Annotated in this window: 17 protein-coding genes; 7 read left to right on the forward strand and 10 right to left on the reverse strand. The window is 57.4% G+C overall.

Annotation, left to right across the window (positions count from 1 at the left end):
- Window positions 1-135 precede the first annotated feature (135 nt).
- From GPK42_RS00180 to GPK42_RS00205, 6 genes are all read right to left on the reverse strand, one after another.
- Complete coding sequence (locus tag GPK42_RS00180) at window positions 136-1,071, reverse strand: hexose kinase (protein WP_215692665.1); 936 nt, start codon at window positions 1,069-1,071, stop codon at window positions 136-138.
- A gap of 198 nt (window positions 1,072-1,269) precedes the next feature.
- Window positions 1,270-1,794, reverse strand: a complete 525-nt coding sequence (gene lacB, locus GPK42_RS00185; protein ID WP_006234831.1) for a galactose-6-phosphate isomerase subunit LacB — start codon at window positions 1,792-1,794, stop codon at window positions 1,270-1,272.
- A 63-nt stretch (window positions 1,795-1,857) separates the two neighbouring features.
- Entirely contained in the window at window positions 1,858-2,286 is a 429-nt protein-coding gene (gene lacA / locus GPK42_RS00190; protein WP_215692668.1) for a galactose-6-phosphate isomerase subunit LacA, read from the reverse strand.
- Window positions 2,287-2,593: 307 nt separating this feature from the next.
- Window positions 2,594-3,565: a hypothetical protein gene (locus GPK42_RS00195; protein ID WP_215692670.1), complete on the reverse strand. Its 972-nt coding sequence runs from the start codon at window positions 3,563-3,565 to the stop codon at window positions 2,594-2,596.
- Between the two features lie 267 nt (window positions 3,566-3,832).
- Window positions 3,833-4,171, reverse strand: coding sequence for a PTS lactose/cellobiose transporter subunit IIA (locus GPK42_RS00200; RefSeq protein WP_055252615.1), 339 nt, complete (start codon window positions 4,169-4,171; stop codon window positions 3,833-3,835).
- Between the two features lie 214 nt (window positions 4,172-4,385).
- Window positions 4,386-5,390 carry a LacI family DNA-binding transcriptional regulator gene (locus tag GPK42_RS00205; protein WP_215692672.1) on the reverse strand — a complete coding sequence of 335 codons (1,005 nt, stop codon included), beginning with the start codon at window positions 5,388-5,390 and terminating at the stop codon, window positions 4,386-4,388.
- A 357-nt stretch (window positions 5,391-5,747) separates the two neighbouring features.
- Between GPK42_RS00205 and GPK42_RS00210 the strand changes: the two genes are divergently transcribed.
- Both GPK42_RS00210 and lacG (GPK42_RS00215) read left to right on the forward strand, forming a co-directional pair.
- On the forward strand, window positions 5,748-7,523 hold the full coding sequence (locus tag GPK42_RS00210) for a lactose/cellobiose PTS transporter subunit IIB (protein WP_215692674.1): 1,776 nt from the start codon (window positions 5,748-5,750) through the stop codon (window positions 7,521-7,523).
- Window positions 7,524-7,589: 66 nt separating this feature from the next.
- Window positions 7,590-9,029, forward strand: coding sequence for a 6-phospho-beta-galactosidase (gene lacG, locus GPK42_RS00215; protein ID WP_215692676.1), 1,440 nt, complete (start codon window positions 7,590-7,592; stop codon window positions 9,027-9,029).
- A gap of 270 nt (window positions 9,030-9,299) precedes the next feature.
- Here lacG (GPK42_RS00215) and GPK42_RS00220 read toward each other — a convergent pair whose 3' ends face one another.
- Window positions 9,300-10,328 carry a LacI family DNA-binding transcriptional regulator gene (locus tag GPK42_RS00220; RefSeq protein WP_040358938.1) on the reverse strand — a complete coding sequence of 343 codons (1,029 nt, stop codon included), beginning with the start codon at window positions 10,326-10,328 and terminating at the stop codon, window positions 9,300-9,302.
- A 350-nt stretch (window positions 10,329-10,678) separates the two neighbouring features.
- On the opposite strand from GPK42_RS00220, the gene lacG (GPK42_RS00225) reads away from it, so the two are divergent.
- Both lacG (GPK42_RS00225) and GPK42_RS00230 read left to right on the forward strand, forming a co-directional pair.
- Window positions 10,679-12,121 carry a 6-phospho-beta-galactosidase gene (lacG, locus tag GPK42_RS00225; RefSeq protein WP_195361262.1) on the forward strand — a complete coding sequence of 481 codons (1,443 nt, stop codon included), beginning with the start codon at window positions 10,679-10,681 and terminating at the stop codon, window positions 12,119-12,121.
- Window positions 12,122-12,297: 176 nt separating this feature from the next.
- Window positions 12,298-14,058, forward strand: a complete 1,761-nt coding sequence (locus GPK42_RS00230; RefSeq protein WP_215692680.1) for a PTS lactose transporter subunit IIBC — start codon at window positions 12,298-12,300, stop codon at window positions 14,056-14,058.
- 333 nt (window positions 14,059-14,391) lie between these two features.
- Here GPK42_RS00230 and GPK42_RS00235 read toward each other — a convergent pair whose 3' ends face one another.
- Window positions 14,392-15,393 carry a LacI family DNA-binding transcriptional regulator gene (locus GPK42_RS00235; RefSeq protein ID WP_215692682.1) on the reverse strand — a complete coding sequence of 334 codons (1,002 nt, stop codon included), beginning with the start codon at window positions 15,391-15,393 and terminating at the stop codon, window positions 14,392-14,394.
- Window positions 15,394-15,677: 284 nt separating this feature from the next.
- Here GPK42_RS00235 and GPK42_RS00240 point away from each other — a divergent pair, with 284 nt between their 5' ends.
- From GPK42_RS00240 to GPK42_RS00250, 3 genes are all read left to right on the forward strand, one after another.
- A complete protein-coding gene (locus tag GPK42_RS00240) occupies window positions 15,678-17,456 on the forward strand; it encodes a PTS lactose transporter subunit IIBC (protein WP_161194359.1) in 1,779 nt (592 codons plus the stop codon).
- 75 nt (window positions 17,457-17,531) lie between these two features.
- Window positions 17,532-18,953 (forward strand): 6-phospho-beta-galactosidase, encoded by a 1,422-nt coding sequence (lacG, locus tag GPK42_RS00245; RefSeq protein ID WP_197032106.1) that lies wholly within the window; start codon window positions 17,532-17,534, stop codon window positions 18,951-18,953.
- A 366-nt stretch (window positions 18,954-19,319) separates the two neighbouring features.
- Window positions 19,320-20,552, forward strand: coding sequence for a Fic family protein (locus tag GPK42_RS00250; protein WP_215692684.1), 1,233 nt, complete (start codon window positions 19,320-19,322; stop codon window positions 20,550-20,552).
- Here GPK42_RS00250 and GPK42_RS00255 read toward each other — a convergent pair.
- Both GPK42_RS00255 and GPK42_RS00260 read right to left on the reverse strand, forming a co-directional pair.
- On the reverse strand, window positions 20,549-20,929 hold the full coding sequence (locus tag GPK42_RS00255) for a sugar phosphate isomerase family (RefSeq protein ID WP_338404299.1): 381 nt from the start codon (window positions 20,927-20,929) through the stop codon (window positions 20,549-20,551). The two genes, GPK42_RS00250 and GPK42_RS00255, sit on opposite strands and share 4 nt — an antisense overlap.
- Window positions 20,930-21,091: 162 nt before the next feature.
- Window positions 21,092-22,786 carry a PTS lactose transporter subunit IIBC gene (locus GPK42_RS00260; RefSeq protein ID WP_215692686.1) on the reverse strand — a complete coding sequence of 565 codons (1,695 nt, stop codon included), beginning with the start codon at window positions 22,784-22,786 and terminating at the stop codon, window positions 21,092-21,094.
- Between the last annotated feature and the right edge of the window lie 312 nt (window positions 22,787-23,098).

The raw sequence follows: 23,098 nt of genomic DNA on the forward strand, positions 1-23,098 counted from the left end.
GCCAGAGCGAGCAAGGTGCCTTGAAACAAGGCGGCATTGACCTTCTGGTCATGCCGCCGCGGTTGAAAGGCAGATTGCCGCTCTGGCGGGTTTGCAGCGTCGAGCCGTTACGCGGTTTGGTAAAACCGCGTAACCCTACAGTTCAGTCACGACAACACTGTTGTAGATCTCGTCCCAGCGATCCATGACCAGGTGGCCGGTCTTGGGATCCATGGCGTTGAGCTTGCCGCAGGTATTGGCGGTCTTGAGCACCGTGACGTCGTCGGCACCAGCAGCAATGGCATGCGCAAAGCCGGCGATGGTCGAGTCGCCGGAACCCGTCGCGTTCACAGCCGCAATCGCGGGCGTCTTGGCGCGGAACGCGCGACCCTCATGGAAGCCCACCGAACCGGCAGCGCCCATCGAAACGACAACCCAGGGAATACCGGCAAAGCGGCCATCGGCGGCAAGCGCCTCGCGCAGGGCATCGACATCATCGGTCGTAAAGGACGTACCCAGCAGGCCGTTAATCTCGGTCAGGTTGGGCTTTACGAGCTCGGGCTTAGCGTCGGACTCCAGCGCGGCTTCCAGCGATGCACCCGAGGTGTCGAGCAGCACCTTGGCGCCCGCCTCCTCGGCAATCTTGACGAGCTCGGCATAGTAGCCGGCATCGACGCCGCGCGGCAGCGAGCCCGAAAGCGTCACAACGTCCGCTTTCGCTGCAAGCTCGGCGAACTTGGCCGTAAAGGCCTCGAGCTCGGCCGGGGCGATCTGCGGGCCGCTCTCCAAAAGCTCGGTCTGGTTGCCCTCGTGCAGAATATTCAGGCAAATGCGCGTCTCACCGGCGATGGGCACAAAGTCGTTCTTGACGCCGTCGGCATCCATAAGCTCGGCCATATAGGCACCCATGTGTCCGCCGAGCAGACCGGTCGCGAGCACATCGTCGCCCAACTGCAGCAGCACACGGCTCACGTTGAGGCCCTTGCCGCCAGCGGTCTTTTCGGGCGTCACACGGTTCACGTCGTCGATGATCAGCTTGTCGAGCTGATAGCGCGTATCAATCGACGGGTTCATGGTAACGGTCAGAATCATATTGAACTCCTGTTTAGAAAACCGGCCCGCGCCCCATTACAGAAACGCGAGCCGTCAATTAAAAAGCTGCAGAATACCAGGTACCGCCAAAACGAAGCACACAAGCTCAGCAAGCAAAAGTGTTATCAGAGCAACTCGCCCGCCAGATGGCTTCGCAGCGTCGACTGGTCTGGCGTTCGGTAGAACGCCGGAACCTCCTTAGTCGTGGTATTCGCCGCGGTCCCACTTCTCGAGGAACTCGTCAAAGAAGTGCGGGTCGGCCTGAGCCTCGGCGTCGGCCTTGTTGCAGGCATCGATCTTGGCGATCAGGGCATCGTGCTCGGGAGTCTTCTCGTAGGGCTCCTCCAGGAAGGCAAGCATGATATCGGCCATCAGGAACTCGCCGGTGATCTTGCCGCCAAAGCCCACGATGTTGGCGTTGAGCTCGCGACGGGCATACAGGGCAGAGGTCATGTCGCGAACCAGGGCGCAGCGGGCGCCGGGAACCTTGTTGACGGCGTTGGTGATGCCGATGCCGGTGCCGCACAGGGCCACGCCAAAGTCGGCCTTGCCGCTGGCAACAGCCTCGCCCACGGCCTTACCGTAGATGGGATAGTGCGTACGGGTGTGGCTGTAGGTGCCGCAGTCGAGCACCTTGTAGCCAGCCTGCTCCAGGCGGTCGGCCAGATAGATCTTCTCGTCCGTAACGATATGGTCGCAACCGATTGCGATGGTCTTCTTCATCAGAACGTCCTTTCGTCTGAATTCACAAGTTGAGGTAGAAGTTCGAGTTCTCGGTGGCTCTCGTTAGGCCATCTTGTTGAGCATGTCGACACGGATCTGGTGACGGCCGCCGGCGTACTGGGCGCGCAGGAACTCGTGGGCGATCTTCTTGGCGACCTCGGTGCCCACAACGCCCGGGCCCATGGTGACCATGCGCGAGCCGTTGTGCTCGCGGGTCATGTAGGCGGAACGCTCGTCGGAAATATTGGCGACGACCATGCCCTTAATCTTGACGGCGGCCATATAGGAGCCGACTCCGTACTTATCGAATGCGAAGCCCTGGGAATCCTTGTGCTCCAGCAGGTCCTTGGCAACGGCGGTCGCGGAATCGACAAAGTCCGCGGCAGGGGTCTCGGAATAGTCGACGACCTCGTGACCGTCGGCGATGAGCATCTCCTTGATGGACTCCTTCATCGACATACCGTCGGCATCGGAAGCGATTACAACCCTCATGACATCCTCCTTGAGAGATACGCAGGTGCGTAGTTTCTGTTTGGAAGTGTTGAATCGCGTTCAGGTCCGGGCATCTGAATGTGCGGTTCTTCACTGTTCATGTTTATTTGAACACATTCGAACATCAACTGCAAGAATTATTTGTTTATCTTTGTTCTTTTTTGAACAAATATCGTTTACGGATGATTGCCGACCGTCTGGACCCGGCGCGGACGTAGCGACCGCGTATTCAACAAACAAAAGGGCGGCCGAGAACGTGTCTCGGCCGCCCTTCTTACAGTTGATCTTCCAAAAAACGCTTTGCCGCCTACTCAGACTGCCTGCCCTTCTTGGCGTGCTTGGACGGAGCACTCAGAAAGCGGCCCGTCAAATAGTTCGCCGGGCTGGAAATATCAATCCCCAGTAGCGTGTGTCCCAGCCATAGAAACGCCGCGAGCACCAGCAGCGGGATAACGCACGAGGTCACGATCATCACAATGACGCCTTCGATGAGATCGGTCACTTGCTGCACAATTTCATCGGTCATCTGCTTGGCGCCGCTGGTCACCGACGTGACGAGGCCCGAGGCACCGTCGGCAAGCTGCTCGAGCACGCTCTTGGACTCTGCTGACTCGGTCTTTTTCTTGCTTGTTTTGGAGCTATCGCTATCTGCCGCACTCGCAGCGTCGGCCGCCTTTTGCTCGGCCGCCTCGATGCTAACGCGATACGTTTCGTCGACCTTCTGCGACACCCAAACGCTTGCAGGCACCAACGCCATGCCAATTATGGCGACCACCAGCACACGCGTTGCCACGCGGCGAATGACCGCGCTCGTGCTCCAGCGCCCGTGAATGCCGAGCGACACCGCAAAGAGCACCAACGAAAACGGGATTAAGATGCCCAAGCCAACCGACCACAAAATCGTGAGCAAATATTTCTCCAGGTATAGCACGGCAAGCACGATACCAAGGTTGCCTGAAAGCTGTGCGAGCTGCTCGGCAACCGGCGTTCCCGTATCACCCGGCAGCGCGGTAATGCCCGCAGACAGCGCCACGCACGAGGTCGTGAGCGCCAGTACGTTACCCTTCTTTTGATCGATGACCTCGATGGTGGAGTCCCAAGTTTTGGTATCGGCGAAATGCGGACGAGCTACAAAGCCCGACAGCAGCGCCAGTACCACGAGCGCAACGATAAAGCCAATCTGCAGCTTTTTGTTTGCGCACACGACATCGGACAGACTGGGCTGCAGCTCGGTTACCGTCGTGTGCTCGGCTATCTGGACAGGACGCCCATGAGCCATCTCGTGCGCGTCTCTTTTTTGTATTGACCCGTTATCCGGCATTTGGATACCTCCTCAGTCCGGCGTTTAATGCGAAAGGAAGTATACCCACCGAGCAAAAATCGAACGGGAGGACGAACGGAGCGCACCAAGACTGTCCCCAATGACTAGTCGTTTAAGAACGTCCCCAATGACTATCTCGGGATGAGTTGCGGGGAGGGGGACAGAAAAAGCCCTGCCGCGGGTAGCGGCAGAGCTTTTGGAAGGGGACTTGATTGTGCGGACTCGTTAGGCGAGCTTGGCCTCGAGCTCGGCGATGCGCTTGTAGGCATCGATGGTAAAGCGGGCCTGCTTCTCCAGAATCATAGTGGTCATGAGAGTGTCCTGAGCGTGAGCCATGATGAAGGTCATCTCCATCTCGCCACCGCCGGCCTCCTGCGAAAGCAACTTGGTCTGCGTGTCGTGGGCACCGATGAGCGCATCGCTGGCATCCTTGTGCAGCTGTTCGGCCTTCTCAAAGTCACCCTCGCGAGCAGCATCGAGCGCTGCAAGCAGATCGGTCTGGGCGTCACCTGCATATGCGACAATCTCGAATCCAACCATCGAGATTTCTTCTTTGGTTGCCATATTGCGTTCCTTTCACATATGAACCAATGGAGAGCATCGCGTCCGGGCATACGCGCTGCGTTGTGTATGACAGAAACAATAACATTCAAACAAAAAAGAACAGCGCAAAACGTAATTTCGAACTATGAACGGTCACTTTTCGCCCGTGAACGGTTTTTAAACCAATCTGAACAATATCGAACACAGTTAGCGGCAACCCAAACAGGACCGCACCCTAACGCAAATCGCGCACCGTATCGCCCTCTACGAGCTCACCGGGAATCAGCATGTGCTCCACGCCAGACGCACCCCCATCGGCGCCGGCAATCTTGTCGACCGCCCACATGCCGACGCGCTTGTTGTCAAAGCGCACCGTGGTCAGGCGACGGTCGGGCACGATGTCGCCCAGGCTGTCATCAACACCCGCCACGCTCACGTCCTCGGGCACGCGCTTTCCGCGCGATTCGAGCCCGCGAATGCAGCCGTAGGCCATGGCATCGTTGGAAGCATAGATGGCAGTACAGGTCGGATCGTCCGCTAGAGCCTGACCGGCAGCATATCCGCTCTGTGCCGTCCAATCGCCACGGACGAGTCGCGGCGGCTCAATACCATGTGCGCGCAATGTCTCACGCCAGCCTTCCTCGCGCTGCATGCCCGAAAGCGAGCGCTCGGGGCATGAGATAAAGTGCACGGTCTTGTGCCCCTGCTCCAACAAGTACTCGACCACCTGGCGCGAGCAATCGAACTGGTCGTTATCGACCGTTGAACAGAGCGGGTGCTCCAGCATGGTAACGAGCACCGTCTGCATACCGGGCAGCGGCTCGAAGGTGCCAAAGTCCGCCGGCATGCGATTCATGATCACAACCATGCCATCCACCGGAAGTGCGCTCATGCGCGACGATGCACTCTCGAGGGTATACGGATGCCCGTCTACTTTAGTGAGAGTGATGGCATAGCCGTGTTTGTCGGCCGCAGCGGTAAAGCCCTCCATACGGTCGAGGTTGCCGGTGCCGGAAATGTTGAACATGGCGACACCGACGGTCTTAAACTTGCCGCGGCGCAGCGATCGACCGGCAAAATTGGGACGATACCCCAGCTCGCGCATGGCGGCACGCACGCGCTCCTTGGTCTCGGGGCGCACGCTGGGCGAATCGTGCACGGTGCGCGAGACCGTCTGCTCCGAGACGCCCGCGAGACGCGCCACGTCCTTAACGGAAACCGATTTTTTAACAGCGGCCATAGGTCGATCTTTCTATGTCAACGATGCCATTGGCGGCACCCTACGCAGTCAAATGAACGCCTTCAAGTATATCCAACACCTCCCCCCACAATACGTTTACCACCCAAAACCTACCGTTCACCGACAATCTTGCTTCCCCGAACGGCTTTTGTCGCCCGAATGTTAACGTTGCCATTGCGCAAACACAGAGCCACCGGGCGGCTCAAACGTTTACGCATAAGGAATCGATGGTTCGCAGGCACAGGAACCACTGGTTCGCGTCTTTTTTTGTGTCGCAAAATGGCAACGTCAACATTTTGGCAACCGAACGCCAACAGCTACCATCGTTGCCAACCCACCGACTCTTAGGAGCATTGCATGGAGCAACTCATCGCCATCATCGAAAAGGGCCAGCCCTTTTTCAACGCGATCGCCCGCAACAAGTACCTCAAGGCGATCCGCGACGGCTTTATCTCCGTCATCCCCATCATCATCTTCTCGTCCATCTTCTGCCTGGTAGCCTCGGTCCCCAACATCTGGGGCTTCTACTGGCCCGATGACATCAACAACGCCCTGTGGAAGTGCTACAACTACTCCATGGGCATCCTGGCCATCGCCTGTGCCGCCACCACGGCCAAGCACTTCGCCGACGCCCAGAACCGCGACCTGCCCAAGAACAACCAGATCAACTTTATCTCGTGCATGTGCGCGGCCATCATCGGCTTCCTGCTCCTTTCGAGCGACACGATCGCCACGGACGCTGCCAGCGGCTTCAACACGACCTACCTTGGTTCCAAGGGCCTGCTGACCGCCTTTATCGCTGCGTTTGTGACCGGCATCATCTACAAGTTCTTCATTAAGCGCAACATCACCGTCAAGATGCCCGAGCAGGTTCCGCCCAACATCTCGCAGACCTTTAAGGACATCATCCCCTTCTCCGTCTGCATCACCGTCTTTTGGGTCTTTGACATCGTCTTCCGCGCTGCCTTTGGCTTCTGCTTTGCCCAGGGCGTCATCCAGGTGTTCCAGCCCCTGTTCACCGCTGCCGACGGCTACATCGGCCTCGCTGTAATCTACGGCGCCATGAGCCTCTTCTGGTTCGTGGGCGTCCACGGCCCTTCGATCGTCGAGCCCGCCATCGCCGCTGCTCTCGTTGCCAACATGACCGACAACCTGGCTGCGTTCCAGGCCGGCCAGCACGCTTCCGCTGTCCTGACCCAGGGTGCCCAGTACTTCGTCGTCTGCATGGGCGGCACCGGCGCCACGCTCGTCCTGGTCTTTATGTTCTGCTTCCTGGCCAAATCCCAGGAGATGCGTGCCGTCGGTAAGGCAGCCATCGTCCCCGTGTGCTTTGCTGTCAACGAGCCGCTGCTGTTCGCCGCGCCCATCGTGCTCAACCCCGTCTTCTTTGTCCCGTTTGTCTTTGCCCCGATCGCCAACATCTGGATCCTCAAGATCTTTATCGACTTCTTGGGCATGAACGGCTTTATGTACACCCTGCCTTGGACTGTCCCCGGCCCCATCGGCACCATCATGGGCTTGGGCTTCCAGCCGCTCGCCTTTGTGATGCTCGCCCTTATCTTGGTCGTCGACTTTGTCCTGTACTATCCGTTCTTCCGTGCCTATGACGCCCAGAAGTGCGCCGAGGAGGCCGAGATCTCCCAGGAGGAGCTCGCCGCCAAGAACGCCGAGAAGGCCGCCAAGCTCAACGACGCCTTCCAGGGCAAGGCCGATGCCAAGAGCGTTGCCGCCGGTGCCGCAGCCGAGGCCGTGAAGGCCGACGCCCCCACCGCTTCCGCAGCACCCGCTGCCGAGGCTACGACCGCCAGCGACCTCAACGGCAAGCGCGTGCTCGTGCTCTGCCAGGGTGGCGGAACCTCGGGCCTGCTCGCCAACGCGCTGGCCAAGGCTGCCAAGGAGCGCGGCATCAATCTGGAGACCGCTGCCGAGGCCTATGGCAACCACGTCGACATGCTCCCCGACTTTGACCTGGTCGTCCTGGCCCCGCAGGCAGCCAGCTACCTGGCCGACCTGCAGAAGGACTGCGAGCGCGTGGGCAACAAGTGCGTCGCTTGCCGCGGTAAGCAGTACATCGAGCTCTCCCAGAACGGCGACAAGTCTCTCACCTTCGTGAGCGAGCAACTGTCGAAGTAAGTAACGCTTAGGGCCAGCCGACCATCCAAGACCGGCTGGCCCTTCGATTTAGACGATTGGATCATCATGTCCGTTAACCCTGCTAGCGTCACCAACCCGCCCGCGCAGTTTCCCGAGGACTTTGTCTTTGGCGGCGCCACCGCTGCCTACCAGGTAGAGGGCGAGACCCGCACTCATGGTAAGGGCAAGGTTGCCTGGGACGACTTTCTGGAGGCCCAGGGGCGTTTCTCTCCCGATCCCGCTTCGGACTTCTACAACCAGTACCCCGTCGACCTGGAGCTGTGCGAGGAGTTTGGCATCAACGGCATCCGCCTCTCCATTGCCTGGAGCCGCATCTTCCCCAACGGCACCGGCGAAATCAACCCCGAGGGTGTCCAGTTCTACCACGACCTCTTTGCCGAGTGCCACAAGCACCACGTTGAGCCGTTTGTCACGCTGCATCACTTTGACACGCCGCTGCCCCTCTTTGAGAAGGGCGACTTCCTCAACCGCGAGACCATCGACGCCTTTGTGAACTTTGCCACCTTCTGCTTTAAGGAGTACGCCGACCAGGTGACCTATTGGTTCACCTTTAACGAGATCTGGGCGGACGCCTCCAACACCTACATCGAGGGCACCTTCCCCGGTGGCGTCAAAGCTCATCTGGCCGAGGCCTTTCAGTGCGAGCACAACATGATGCTCGCCCACGCCAAGGCTGTGCTGGCCTTCCACAACGGCGGCTTTAAGGGCAAGATTGGCGTCATCCAGTCGCTGGAGTTTAAGTACCCACTCAACGAGAACGACCCCGCTGACATCAAGGCCGCCAACAACGAGCACGTGCTGCAGAACCAGTTCTTGCTCGACGCCACCTTCCGCGGCGACTACGCGCCCGACACCCTCGAGTGCGCCAACCGCCTGGCGGCCATCTCGGGCGGCACCATCGAGATCCTGGACGAGGACCTCGAGATTATGCGCGAGGCCGCGCTCTACAACGACTACTTGGGCGTTAACAACTACCAGTGCCGCTTCCTCAAGGCTTACGATGGCGAGAACGACCTGCACCACAACGGTACGGGCGAGAAGGGCACCGGCCGCTGGCGCGTCAAGGGCATCGGCGAGCATGTGAACAAGCCCGGCATCCCCACCACCGACTGGGACTGGATCATCTATCCCGAGGGTCTGTTCGATCTGCTCATCTACATTAAGCAGCGCTACCCCAACTACAAGCAGATCTTCATCACCGAGAACGGCATGGGCTACAAGGACCCCTACAAGGACGGTTTTGTGGATGACCAGCCGCGCATCGACTACATCGAGCAGCACCTGCGTTGGCTGCTCAAGGCTATGGAGGTGGGCGTCAACGTGGGCGGCTACTTCCTGTGGAGCCTGCAGGATCAGTTCTCCTGGACCAATGGCTACAACAAGCGTTACGGCTTCTTCTACGTTGACTTTGAAACCCAGAAGCGCACGCCCAAGGCAAGCGCCTACTGGTACAAGCACGTGGCGCAGACCCGTCGTCTGGACTAAAGACTAGCGGGGTTGCCTGCCCACATAACCTGTCCCCATTTCTCAGCCGGGGGGGGCGGCACGTCACACGGCGCGCCGCCCCTGGCCTTTTTGTTTTTGGGCTGGTCAGGAACCGTTTGTCTCGATCTGTAACATCTAACTGAGATTTTCGGCCCTAGCTGTTACAGATTGAGACGAACAGGATTGCTCTTTCCGAAGAATCTAAATCTGTAACACGTAGCCCGCTTTTGACCGTCTACCTGTTACAAATCAAGACAAACGGAGTAGGACCTAACCCCGTATGTCCCTAACAGTCGAGCGTTCGACCAGCGTGCTCGGCACATGAATCGCCTCGATAGACGAGCTCTCTCCAATCGCCGCCTCAAACGCAAGCTTACCGACACCGCGCAAATCAAATCGCAGCGTCGTCAGCCGATTGTGAGGAACAAGTCCCTCGAGTGCGTCGTCGATACCAACCACGCTCACGTCGTCGGGCACGGACAGGCCCGCGTTCTCGAGCGCGGCGATAACGCCCAGCGCCATCTGGTCATTTGCCGCAAGCACGGCAGTCGGCGCCTGCGACCCGCCGGCAAGCACCTCGGCCGCAATCCGCTCGCCCATGGCGTACCCACTGTCCGCACTCCAATCGCCACGCAGCATCGGAGCGGCATCGACATGAGCACGACCCAGCGTATCGCGCCAACCGGCCTCACGAAAACGCGAGGAAATCGAGTTTTCCGGACCCGCCACAAACCGCATATTCGAGTGACCATGTTCCAGCAGATAATTGGTCAACAGCTCGCACGAACCATACTGGTCGGAGTCGATCGTCGTGCAGCGCGGATGCGCATACATGGACAGGATGACCGTTCGCACTCCCGGCTGGGGAACAAACTCCTCAAAATCGGGAGCCATGCGGTTCATGTTGAGAATCATGCCGTCGACGGGTCGCTCGACCATGCGGCGCGAGGCATCGGCAAGTGCATAGGGCTTGTCGCCGCCCATCTCGATCATAGTGACGGCAAAATCGTGCTCGCGCGCCGCTTGCATGATACCCTCGAGCGTCGCCAGGTTACCGACACGTGTGATGTTGTACATGCACAGGCCAATAGAACGATACGACCCGCCGCGCAACGCCGCTCCAGCAAAATTGGGACGAAAGCCCAGCTCTTCCATGGCGGCCAGCACACGCTTGCGCGTCTTTTCCGTCACGTTGGGCATACCGTTGACCACGCGAGACACAGTCTGGCGGCTCACGCCAGCGAGCGCCGCAACCTCTGCCGCGCTCGCCGAACGACCATTCCTTGTCTGCTGATCCATGCCTTCCACGCTAACCTGCTTCCCAACTATTCCCCGCGCCCATGGCGCATCGTACATACATTGATAACGTGCTCATGATACCCGAGCCATATACCACAACATGAAAACTTCTGTCAATCAAAACCGCTTACCGAACAAATACAACCGTTCGCGGCTGTTTGAAGTTGTTTTGTTTCTATACATCCCAGCCGGATGTTAACGTGCTCATTGTCAAATATTCACGTGCTCATTTTGGTTCTAATCATTTTAAGATAGTGTTTATCGGGCTTTTTCACCGCTGAACGCTAACCAGGGAGCCTCCTGAGCGCAAACGCACAATATCGAACAGCGAGACGAGAGGGTGTATGCATATGTCTTTGCTAAACCGCGTACAGCAGCTGCCGAAGGGCTTTGTTTGGGGCGCCGCAACCGCCGCGTACCAAACGGAAGGTTCCACGAAGGTGGCAGGCAAGGGTAAGACCATGTGGGACGATTACCTTGTCGCCCAGGGTCGCTTTTTGCCCGACCCGGCCAGTGATTTCTACAACCGCTACGAGGAGGATATCCGCCTTTCTGCCGAGCATGGACTCAACGCCATTCGTGTGTCCATCGCCTGGACCCGCATCTTCCCCAACGGCGACGATGCCGAACCCCTCGCCGAGGGCGTTAAGCACTACCACGAGCTGTTCGCCTGCTGCAAAAAGTATGGCGTCGAGCCCTATGTGTCCCTACATCACTTTGACTCCCCCGCCGCCCTGTTCAACCCGGGCGACTGGCTCAACCGCAAGACCGTCGACGCCTATGTGCGCTATGCCGAGTTCTGCTTCCGCGAGTTCCGCGAGGTCAAGAATTGGTTCACCATCAACGAGCTCATCAGCCTCTCGCACTCCCAATACATCCAAGGCAACTTCCCGCCCAACCATCACTTTGATGTGACGAGCGGCATCCAGAGCCAGCACAACGAGCTCGTTGCCCACGCCCGCGCCGTCAACCTGTATAAGGATCTTGACGAGACCGAGCACCTGGGCGGACGCATTGGCATGGTCAACGTCCTGACGCCGGCATATCCTGCCACCGACTCGCCCGCCGACCAGCACGCCGCCGACCTGTACAACGCCTTCTACACCGACTTCATCATGGACGGCGCCTTCCTGGGTCACTACTCCGCGCGCACCCTCTCACTCATCAACGAGATTCTGCGTGCCAACAACGCCACACTTACGGTTGAGGACAGCGACATGGAGGAGCTCGCCAAGGCGGCGCCCCGCAACGATATGTTCGGCCTCAACTACTATCAGTCGGCGTTTATCGCCGCCTACGATGGCGAGTCCACCAACAGCTTTAACGGCACCGGAGACAAGGGCACCTCGTGCTTTAAGTTTAAGGGCGTCGGGCAGCAGGTCGATATGCCGGGTATCCCCACCACCGACTGGGATTGGCTCATCTACCCGCAAGGCCTCTACGACACGCTCAAGCACATCAGCGCCACCTATCCCAACCTCCCCGTCATCTATATCACCGAAAACGGCCTGGGCCACAAGGACCCCGAGCCCGACGCAAACGGCATCGTCGCCGATCCCGAGCGCATCGACTTTGTCGACCAGCACATGGAGAAGGTGCTCCAGGCGCGCGCCGAGGGCGTCGACGTCCAGGGCTACTTTATCTGGAGCCTGCAGGACCAGTTCTCGTGGGCCAATGGCTATAACAAGCGCTACGGCCTGTTCTACATCGACTTCGACACGCAAAAACGCTACATCAAGCAGTCGGCACTCTGGTACAAGGAGCTCGCCGACACTATGGCGGACGCGCAGTAGCGCATCGCCTCGCTTTCCCCCGAGAAGGGAGCGGCCCTATGCGATACAAACCCAGCCGCTCCCCTCTCTCCCCCTGGGACCGACCCCGCCTGCACCCGGGCTTTTAGCAAGCGGGAGACCATATAGGTTTTCAACGTCCATGCCATTAAGATTTCATGCAAAGAGGAGCGTGAACTATGGAATCGATCGTTAAGTTCTTGGAGAAAGGTCAGCCGTACTTCGACAAGGTCTCTAAGAACATCTACCTTCAGGCCATTAAAGACGGCTTTTTGGCAGCAATGCCCATCATCCTGTCTTCTTCTGTCTTCCTGCTTATTTCGACCCTGCCGGGCGTTGTCGCCACGGTCGGCGGCTTTACGCTGCCCGACTGGTGGAACGTCGACGTCGTGAACTTCTGCAACAAGGTTTACAACTTCACGATGGGCGTCGTGGGCATCATGGTCGCCGGCACCACCGCAAGCGCGCTGACCGGCTCCAAGAACCGCCGCATGCCTGCCGGCAAGGCCATCAACGCCACGAGCACCATGGTCGCCGCCATGTGCGCTATGCTCATCTTGGCCGTTACCCAGACGAGTGCCAAGATCGACGGCGCCGATGTCTCGGTGTTCTTTACCGACAACATGGGCACCAAGGGCCTGCTGAGCTCCTTTGTCGCCGCATTTGCCACGGTCAACATCTATGCCTTCTGCATTAAGCGAGACATCACCATCAAGCTGCCCAAAGAAGTCCCCGGCGCCATCGCCCAGAACTTCCGCGACATCTTCGCCTTCAGCTTCTCCATCCTGTTTGTCGCCGTCATCGACGTTATCTGCCGCACCTGCTTGGCCGTCCCGTTTGCCAACGTCATCTCCACGCTGGTGAGCCCGCTGTTCGCCGCTGCCGATTCCTACGCCGGCCTCGCCCTCATCTGGTTCATGATCCCGCTGTTCTGGTTCATGGGCATCCACGGCCCCTCGGTCGTTAAGCCTGCCCTCAACGCCGCGCTGTTTGGCAACATCACCACCAACCTCGCCACGCTGCAGGCCGGCGGTCACCCCGCCCTCGCCCTGACCGAGAACTTCGGTAACTACATCGGCGAACTCGGCGGCACCGGCGCCACGTTCATTGTCCCGATCATCTTCCTGCTCTTTATGCGCTCCAAGCAGCTCAAGGCCGTCGGCAAAGCCTCTGTCGTACCCGTGATGTTCGCCGTCAACGAGCCGCTGCTGTTCGCCGCGCCCATCATCCTCAACCCGTACTTCCTGATCCCGTTCCTGTTTGCCCCCGTGGCCAACGTCCTCATTGGTAAGTTCTTCATCGACTTTTTGGGCATGAACGGCTTTATCTATGCCATGCCGTGGGCACTCCCCGGACCGATCGGCACCTTCATCGACACCAACTTCCAGCCGATCTCTCTGGTCCTGGTTGTCGTCCTGCTGGTCGTTGACTTCTTGATCTACTACCCGTTCTGCAAGGCCTACGACAACGTCCTGTGCAAGCAGGAGGCCGAGACCCTGGCCGAAGAAGAGGCCGAGGAGACCAAGGCCGTCAAGACCGCTGCCGCCCCCGCCGTTGAGGCTCCTGTTGTCGAGACCGCTTCTGCCACTGAGGCCTCCGCAGCTCCGTCCGCCCTTAAGGGCAAGGATCTGAGGGTTCTGGTTCTGTGCGCTGGCGCCGGCACCTCTGCACTGCTCGCCAACGCGCTTAAGGAAGGCGCCGACGAGCTGGGCATCGACATTACCGCCAACGCCGGTGCCTACGGCAGCCACTACGCCATCATGGACCAGTACAACGTCATCGTCCTGGCTCCGCAGGTTCGCACCTATTACAACGAGATGAAGGTCGACACCGACCGCCTGGGCATCACGCTGCTGTCGCCCAAGGGCAAACAGTACATCGACCTCACTAAGGATCCCAAGGGCGCCGTCGCCTGGATCGAGGAAAACCTCGAGGCATAAGACGCTGACACCACCTGCCGCTTGCAGACAATAAATGGCCCGTGCATCGATGTGTGATGCGCGGGCCATTTTGTTTAGACCGCACCCGTCCTCCTGTTCATCTCAATCTGTAACATCTAGCCGAGTTTTTCGGTCCTAGCTGTTACAGATCGAGATGAACGCACAGGCCAAGCCGAAAATCTCAATCTGTAACATGTAGACCACTTTTGACCGCTTAGACGTTACAGATCGAGACAAACGGAATATACCGGACCGAATTGTCTAAATCTGTAACAACTAGCTGAGATTTTCGGCCCTACCTGTTACAGATTTAGACGAACAGGCCGAGCACGTCTACGCCCGCAGGTCCTTTACGCTGGAACGCTCGACCAGCACACCCGAGACAAGCGTACGGCTTCTGGAGCTCGGAGCTTCTAGGCCCGCAACGACCTCGTTGAGCGCACGGATGCCCAGCTCGCGGTGGCGAAACTTCACCGACGTCAGAATCGAGTTGGGAATCGTCTTGTAGAGCTCATCGTCGAAGCCGATCACGGACACGTCGTCGGGCACACTGAGTCCCTTGTCACGTAGAGCCATCATCACGCCGTTTGCCATGCAGTCGTTAGCAGCGAGGACCGCCGTGCAATCGGGTTTATCGGCAAGCACAAGGCCCGCGGCATAGCCACTATCCGCATTCCAATCGCCTTGCAGAGGCTCGGGCGGCTCGATGCCATGCGTCTCGAGCGCCGCACGCCAACCTTTCATACGGCACTGGCTCGACAGCGACTCTTTCTTACCAGAGACGAAGTACACGTTCTTGTGCCCGTGATCTAAGAAGTACTTGCACGCCATGCGCGCGCCACCCTCTTGGTCGTCACTGACGGTGGAGCAGGTAGGATGCTCCATCGGCGTGATAATCACCGTCTTGAGGTCCTTCGGTGCCTCAAAGGTATCAAAGTCATCGACCATCTGGCGCAGGTTGAAGATCATGCCATCAACAGGCAGCTGCGACATCCTACGCGCCGCTTCGGCAAGGGTCATCTTCTCCCCCGCCCGCTTTTTGATCATCGTGAGAGCAAAGCCTCGCTCTTCGGCGGCATCGGCGATACCGTCAATCATGTCCACGGCACCGCCCGACAAGTGGAACATCACCACGCCGATGCACCCGTAACGGCCCAACTTGAGTGAACGCGCGGCAAAGTTGGTTCGAAACCCGAGCGCCTCCATTGCCGAATGGACCTTATCGCGTGTCGACTCTCGCACGCTATCGGGCTCGTTGATCACACGCGACACCGTCTTGAGAGAAACACCTGCGGCAATCGCCACATCGTTCATCGAGACGTTTTTCTTGTCCATCGTTGCCACTGCTTCTCCAGTCGGTTTTGCATCGCTTGTTTTTTGTGTTCTAGCATACACTACCTGCCCGACTGACAAATCAGCCGTTTATCGGACAATATCGACCGTTCACCCGTAAATCCTTGTTGCTCTTCCAAAAATGTCTTACGTTGTCATTAACGAAATGACAACGTTGTCATTTGGCAATGCCTTCCTTAAGCAGGAAGGTTTCCGGGCAGTCCTGACCATCCATCGACGACCAGTTCCATCCACATGCGTCGCGCATTAAGTAGCAAAGGAGCTCTATGGACGCCATCGTAAAGATGCTCGAAAAGCATCAACCGTTCTTTGAGAAGATCTCGAGGAACGTCTACCTCCAGGCCATTAAGGACGGATTCCTTGGGTGCATGCCCATCGTCCTCACCTCTTCGATCTTCCTGCTGATCGCCACCCTTCCCGGCGTAGTCGGCATCACGCTGCCCCAGCCGCTTATCGACTGGTGCAACAAGCTGTACAACTTCACCATGGGCGTTATGGGCATCATGGTTGCTGGCACCACTGCCAAGAACTTCACGGCTTCCATGAACCGTCGCATGCCCGCCGGCAAAGTGCTCAACGACGGTTCCACCATGGTGGCCGCCCAGTGCAGCATGCTGCTGCTCGCCGTTACGCAGTTCACCACCAAGTTCAACGGCTCCGAACTTTCGGTCTTCGATTGCACCAGCATGGGCACGCGCGGTCTGTTCTCGGCCTATATCGCCGCGTTCATCACCGTGTGGGTCTACAAATTCTGCGTCTCGCGCGATCTGACCATTAAGCTGCCCAAGGAGGTCCCGGGCGCCATCGCTCAGAACTTCCGCGACATTATCCCCTTTGGCGGCGCCGTCATCATCTGCGGCATCATCGATGTCGTCGTGCGCAACCTCATGGGCGTTCCGTTCTCCGAGCTGCTTATCAAACTGCTCTCCCCGCTCTTTACCGCTGCAGAAACCTATCCTGGCCTTATCCTTATCCAGGCAGCCACCGCGTTCTTCTGGTTCATCGGCGTCCACGGCCCCTCGATCGTCCAGCCGGGCATCGACCCCATCCGTCTTGCCAACCAGGCCGAGAACCTGCAGGTTCTGCTGGCAGGCGGCCACCCCGCCCACTCCCTCACCTTTAACATGTCGCTCGTGGGTGAGTTCGGCGGCACCGGCGCCACGTTCATCGTGCCGCTTCTGCTGATTCTCTTCATGAAGTCCAAGCAGCTCAAAGCCGTCGGTAAGGCCTCGATTGTCCCTGTTGCCTTCGCCGTCAACGAACCGCTGCTCTTTGGCGCGCCGATGATCCTTAACCCCTACATGCTCATCCCCTTTGTTGCCGCCGGCTGCGTCAACGTGAGTGTTGCCAAGTTCTTTATCGACAATGTGGGTATGAACGGCTTCTCCTTCGTGGTGCCTTGGGCTACCCCTGCCCCCATCGGCATCTTCATCACCACGAACTTCCAGCTTATCGCCCTGGTATTTGTCGCGATCATCATCTTGCTGGACGCCATCATCTACCTGCCGTTCTTGAAGGCATACGATAAGCTGCTCTGCGACCAGGAGGCCGAGCGCGCCGCCGAGCTGGGACTCGAGTCCGATGGTGCCGCTTCCGTCGCCGCCAACGCCTCTACGCCCGCTGTCGAGCAGGCCACCGCTTCCGTCGAGACGACCGTTGCCGCCGCCGACAGCAAGCCTGTCGCCGATCAGCCCGAGCCCGCTGCCGATGCATCCGCCAAGAAGGATGTCGATGGCCTGAAGGTCCTCGTCCTGTGCGCCGGCGCCGGCACCTCTGCCATGCTTGCCAACGCCATCAAGGAAGGTGCCGCACAGACCGGAGAGAACATCGCTTCCTCCGCAGGCGCCTATGGCCAGCACACTGCCATCATGGATCAGTACGACGTCATCGTGCTCGCTCCGCAGGTTCGTAGCTACTACAACGACATGAAGGCCGACACCGATCGTCTGGGCATTAAGCTGCTCGCCCCGCGCGGTAAGGAATATATCGACCTTACTCGCGACCCCGCTGGCGCCATCAAGTGGCTCCGCGAGAACCTCGACTAGTTCCTCCCTCTGTTGGTGCCCGGATCCCCAGTTCGGGCACCTCTCCCTATTCGTATCCCACAGAAAGGATGACTCATGACCAACCCCATGCAGTTCCCCGACGGCTTTGTGTTTGGCGGCGCCACCGCCGCTTACCAGGTTGAGGGCGAGACCCGCACGCACGGCAAGGGCAAAGTGCCCTGGGACGATTTCCTGGCTGCTCAGGGTCGCTTCTCCCCCGACCCCGCAAGCGACTTCTACAACAAATATCCGGTCGATATCGACTTGTGCCAGCGCTTCGGCATTAACGGCATTCGCGTCTCCATCGCTTGGAGCCGCATCTTCCCCAGTGGCACCGGCGAGATTAACCCCGAGGGTGTCGCTTTCTATCACGAGCTTTTCGCCACCTGCAACAAAGCTGGCGTTATCCCCTATGTCACGCTCGATCACTTCGATACGCCCGAGGCCTTTTACCAGAACGGCGGCGAGGGTTTCCTGACGCGCACGACCATCGACGCCTTCGTCGAGTACGCCAAGTTCTGCTTTGCCGAGTTCACCGAGGTCAAGCACTGGTTTACCTTTAACGAGATTCCCGCAACCGCCGAGGGCAGCTTTATCGTCGGCAACTGGCCGCACGGCGAGAAGTACCGCCTGGACAAGGCCTTCCAGCTCATGCACAACATGATGGTGGCCCACGCCAAGGCTGTCGTCGCCTTCCATGAGGGCGGCTTTGAGGGCGAGATCGGCATTGTCCAGAACCTGGAGCCCAAGTATCCCCTCGATCCCAACAGCGCTGCCGACTGCGAGGCGGCTCGTATGGCCGACGTCATCAACAACCGCTGGGTACTCGACGCCACCTTCCGCGGCCACTATGCAGCCGACACCATGGAGGCCGCGACCAAGCTGGCCCATATCGCCGGCGGCGAGCTCGACGTCCGCGACGAGGACATCGCCGCGCTGACCGCCGCGCTCCCCTACAACGATTGCCTGGGCGTCAACACCTACAAGTGCCAGTTCCTGCGTGCCGCCGAGGGCGAAAACGACATCAACCACAATGGCACCGGCGACAAGGGCTCCTCGCGCTGGTTCCTCAAGGGCGTGGGCGAGTCATGCGTGCGCGAAGGCGTACCCACCACCGATTGGGACTGGATCATCTATCCCGAGGGCCTCTACGACCTGCTGCTCCGCATTAAGAACGATTACCCCAACTACAAGAAGATCTACATCACCGAGAACGGCATGGGCTATAAGGACGACTTCGAGGACGGCTTTATCGACGACGCCCCTCGCATCGACTACATGCGCCAGCATCTCGCATGGATCCTCAAGGCAATCGACGGCGGCGTAAACGTCGACGGTTACTTTGTGTGGTCGCTGCAGGACCAGTTCTCCTGGACCAACGGCTACAACAAGCGCTACGGCCTGTTCTACATCGACTTCGAGACCCAGAAGCGCTATCCCAAGGCGAGCGCGTACTGGTACAAGAACGTCGCGGAGACCGGCCTGCTCATGGCCTAATTCAAGCCGCATACCCCCTGTCGGCCGCATGCGAATCCCTCCACGGGTTCGCATGCGGCCGATTTTTTTGGCTCGGCCCGAGCAGGCCGTTTGTCTCGATCTGTAACATCTAGCAGGGATTTTCAATCCTAACTGTTATAGATTTAGACGAACGGGCGACCAGGGCTGAAAGATCTCAATCTGTAACACGTAGCCCACTTTTAACCGTCTAACTGTTACAGATCGAGACAATAAGATAGTCAAATCCGAACTTTCCAAGCAGTTATGAACCATGGTTTCCAGTTTTCGGTATCACGAACATACTTTCGGTATCATTTAATGGTATTATGATATCGAAAGTATGTTCGTGATACCGAAAGGAGCCGCATGCGCCAGTTCGATTACACCACAGTCCCAGCGGAACTCGAAGCAACTCCAATCACCAACCTCCTCCTCTCGATACGCGAGCATAAAGGCCGTCAGCTTGCTCTGAGTCAAGTCAAACCCGAGCTTCTATCGTCCCTAATGGAGGAGGCTAAGATCCAAAGCACCCGATCCTCCAACGGACTTGAAGGAATTGTTACCACCCAAAAAAGACTCAAAGCGATCATGGCGTATTCCGCCAAGCCAAGCTCCCGCGCAGAGGAAGAAATCGCTGGATACCGAGATGTGCTGTCGCTTATTCACGAGCAACACGATTCCATTCCCGTAACGCCATCGGTCATTCTGCAGTTGCATCGTGACCTCATGGCGCACACGGCAATCTCGTATGGAGGCCATTGGAAAGATGGCGATAACGAAATCGTCTCCATTGACGATCAAGGTAATCGATTTGTGCGCTTTAGGCCCCCTTCGGCTCTAGCAACCCCGGGACTTATTAAAGAAGCCTGCCAGTCCCTCAACGATGCTTTATCTCGCCAAGTTTGCGATCCCCTCCTTATATCGCTCCGCTTTATCTTCGATTTTGTTAGCATTCATCCCTTCAACGATGGCAATGGCAGGATGAGCCGGCTCCTTACAACGCTGCTGCTCGAAAAGACTGGATACGATGTTGCGCGTTACATCAGCATCGAACGACTTATTGAAGACAACAAAGCGCTTTACTACAACGCCCTCGCTGCAAGCTCCACTGGATGGAATGAAAATCAAAACACCGAAGTACCCTTTATCCGTTTCATGCTCGGAACAACCCTGGCCGCCTACCGACAGCTCGAGCAGCGTACCTTAATTGAATCAAGCACTCGTCCCATGTCGAAGCAAGCGCGCATCGCTGTTCTATTTCAACAGAGACCCGGCGTCATTAAGAAATCCGACATCCGGTCCAGCTGCCCCGATATCAGCGAGGTAACCGTTAAACGAGCCCTCGGCCAGCTTGTTAGTTGCAGCGCAATCGAAAAAACAGGAGCGGGTCGTTCGACGGGCTACATACTCAAAGACGTCCATGCTCTAGAACTATTCTTGCAAGCCACAATACCCGATGGCGAGGCCGCAATAACAAAAGAGGCTTCAAAGGATAAGCTCCTTGAACGTGTAAACCACGCCGAGGATGAAAGCAGAGAAGGGCTCTATGAAGACTACGATTCATTCTCAAGGGACATAAAGACGAGATACGGAGTCTAGTCATATCTCAGAATAGCCTCATCCTTGTTGCTCAAAGTTATTTGCGCGTCATTGTAAAGCGGTACCCCCGCGCCGGCAGGGGGGCAGATGTATCGCCTGCCGATCCTGCTGGAGTCGGCAATCAGATAGCGCGTATCGACCTTGCTAAAGGTGAGCTGCTGGATGCGGCCCTCGTCCATGTTGGACGTGGACACGTCGCCGTCCAGAATACCGTTGGCGCCGATAAACGCCGCATCGATGCCCAGCGCGCGCAGGGTATCCTCGGCCGTGGGCCCCACAAAGGCGGCGGTGCGGCGGCGGTACATGCCGCCCACCAGGCACAGCTCGCAATCCTCGCGCGCCTCGAGCAGGCTAAAGGCCGAAAGCGAATTGGTCACATAGATGAAAGTCAGCTTGTCGGTGACTCGGAGAGCGCCAATGCGATCTCACGACGGTTGCGCGCATTGTCTCAATTAGATACTCAACGAAATACGGCCCCGCAGCTCAATAAGCTGCGGGGCCGTACCATACACCGACGAATCAACGACGAAGTGCATCCACTATTTGGCCAGCTCCTGAACGATCCAGTCAATTGCACCTTCGGGATCGTTGGTAAGGTCGATATACTCCTTGCCCCTTGTGGTGAGCAGTTTAATTCCAAGGCGATCGGTATCGACCTTCATAGCGTCATAGTACATGCGTGCCTGGGGTGCCAGAACAATCACGTTGTACTGATCCATCGTCTCATAGTGGCTTCCGTACGCACCGGACTGAGAAACCAGATCGATACCCTTAGCAGCGGCACCTTCGCGAAGAGCATTTGCCAAGAGAGTCGAAGTGCCGGCACCCTGGCAAAGCACAAGCACGCGGATCTGCTCCGCCTTGTCCTTTACCGCCTCGAGAGCTTTTGCGACATTTTCCTGCGCGGCAATAGCATCTGCATCCGAGTTTCCTGCAGTCTCCTTTGCAGACTCTTCCAAACAAAGCTGATGGTCATACGCCTTGCAGAACGGATAGTAAATCACAAAGTCAACGACCAACAGCACTGCCATCAATACGAGAGAACGCAGGTCGAGACCCGTGGTGAGGAATGCACCGATTGGGCCGGGAAGCGCCCACGGCATGGTATACATGGGGGCGTTCATTCCAATGACGTCAATGAAAAATTTACCGATAATGGCGTTGACCATAGGAGCCACTAGGAAGGGCACGAACATATAGGGATTGAGAACAATCGGCATACCGAAGATAACGGGCTCGTTAACTCCAAAAATCACCGGGATAATCGATGCCTTGCCCATGGCTTTAAGCTGCTTGGAGCGCATAAACATGATCAGGATAATAGGAACGATGAACGTGCAGCCAGAACCGCCCAGACCGCCGATGAAGCTTGTAAAGTCCTGCGTGAGAGCAATTGACGGGTGTCCACCTGCTTGGAAAACCTCAAGATTGGTAACGGTATTGCCGTAGAGCGCAGCATTGATCGGACTCATGACAACCGAAGCACCGTGGATACCCATAAATTGGAAAAGTGCGACGGCGCCTTCGATAAGCGCCATGCCAGGATAGGTGTCGACCGCGGAGAACAGCGGCGAGATGAGAGCGGATACCAAATTGGCGAACGGCACAGCAAGCAGCTTACGGCTCGCAAGATCGATAAAAGCGCACGCAAGGATCGAAAACCCAAATGCAAAGATATCGCGAAAACTCTGCGCAATAGAGCCAGGGACCTCTTTGGGGAGCTTGATCGTCACATTATGGCTAATGCACACCTTATAGATATTAACGGTCAAGAATGCGGCTACGAACGCAGCGAGAAAACCCTTGGTCCCCATATAGCCGGTTTCAAAAACAGATGTATCTGCTCCGCCAATCGAGACAACATCGTTCGTCACCGATAGCAAGAGCATGCCGCACATGGCACAAACCATGCACGAGGTGGGGTTGAGAGATTTGCCCGAAGGCATGCGACGGTTCATCGACATGGCAAGTGAGCTCGCCGTGGTGCCGGCCACCATAATGCCAAGAAGCCCCATGGTATATGCATAGATTTTATTGAAGAAATCCAGCACCTCAGACGGAAGCGTGATGCCTACATAGGCAGGGAGCGTCGAAAGAAGAAGGAACAGGCTCGAGAACAGCACAATTGGCATATTCGAGAGAAAGCCATCCTTGATCGCCACCAGATAAATGTTCCTCGAGATTTTGTCGAAGAGGGGCTGGTGTTTTTCAAGGAATTTGACGATAGCGTCCATAACACATCCTTTCATGATTCCCGGGCACGTAACGATTTATCCGGACTCAACCGTCGTCGTCCCCGTTTGTATCCACTTATGCAAGTGAATACGTTCTTGTGCGAAATGTAATATCATTTGCGCGATTTGTCATAACCAATTCTTTTTCCGCTTTATCGATATGTCAAGAATTCAAATACTTATTCGGTGAACGGTAGTTGATTAATATAAGGTTTTCCCAGCTAAAGGCTATTTTTTCCGAGCAGTACAATAAGCTTGCAACCGTTCACCGATTGGATATAACATATTGAACATATTGTTGTAACAATATTA

The sequence above is a fragment of the Collinsella aerofaciens genome (assembly GCF_018785265.1).
Taxonomy (GTDB): Bacteria; Actinomycetota; Coriobacteriia; order Coriobacteriales; family Coriobacteriaceae; genus Collinsella; species Collinsella aerofaciens_AI.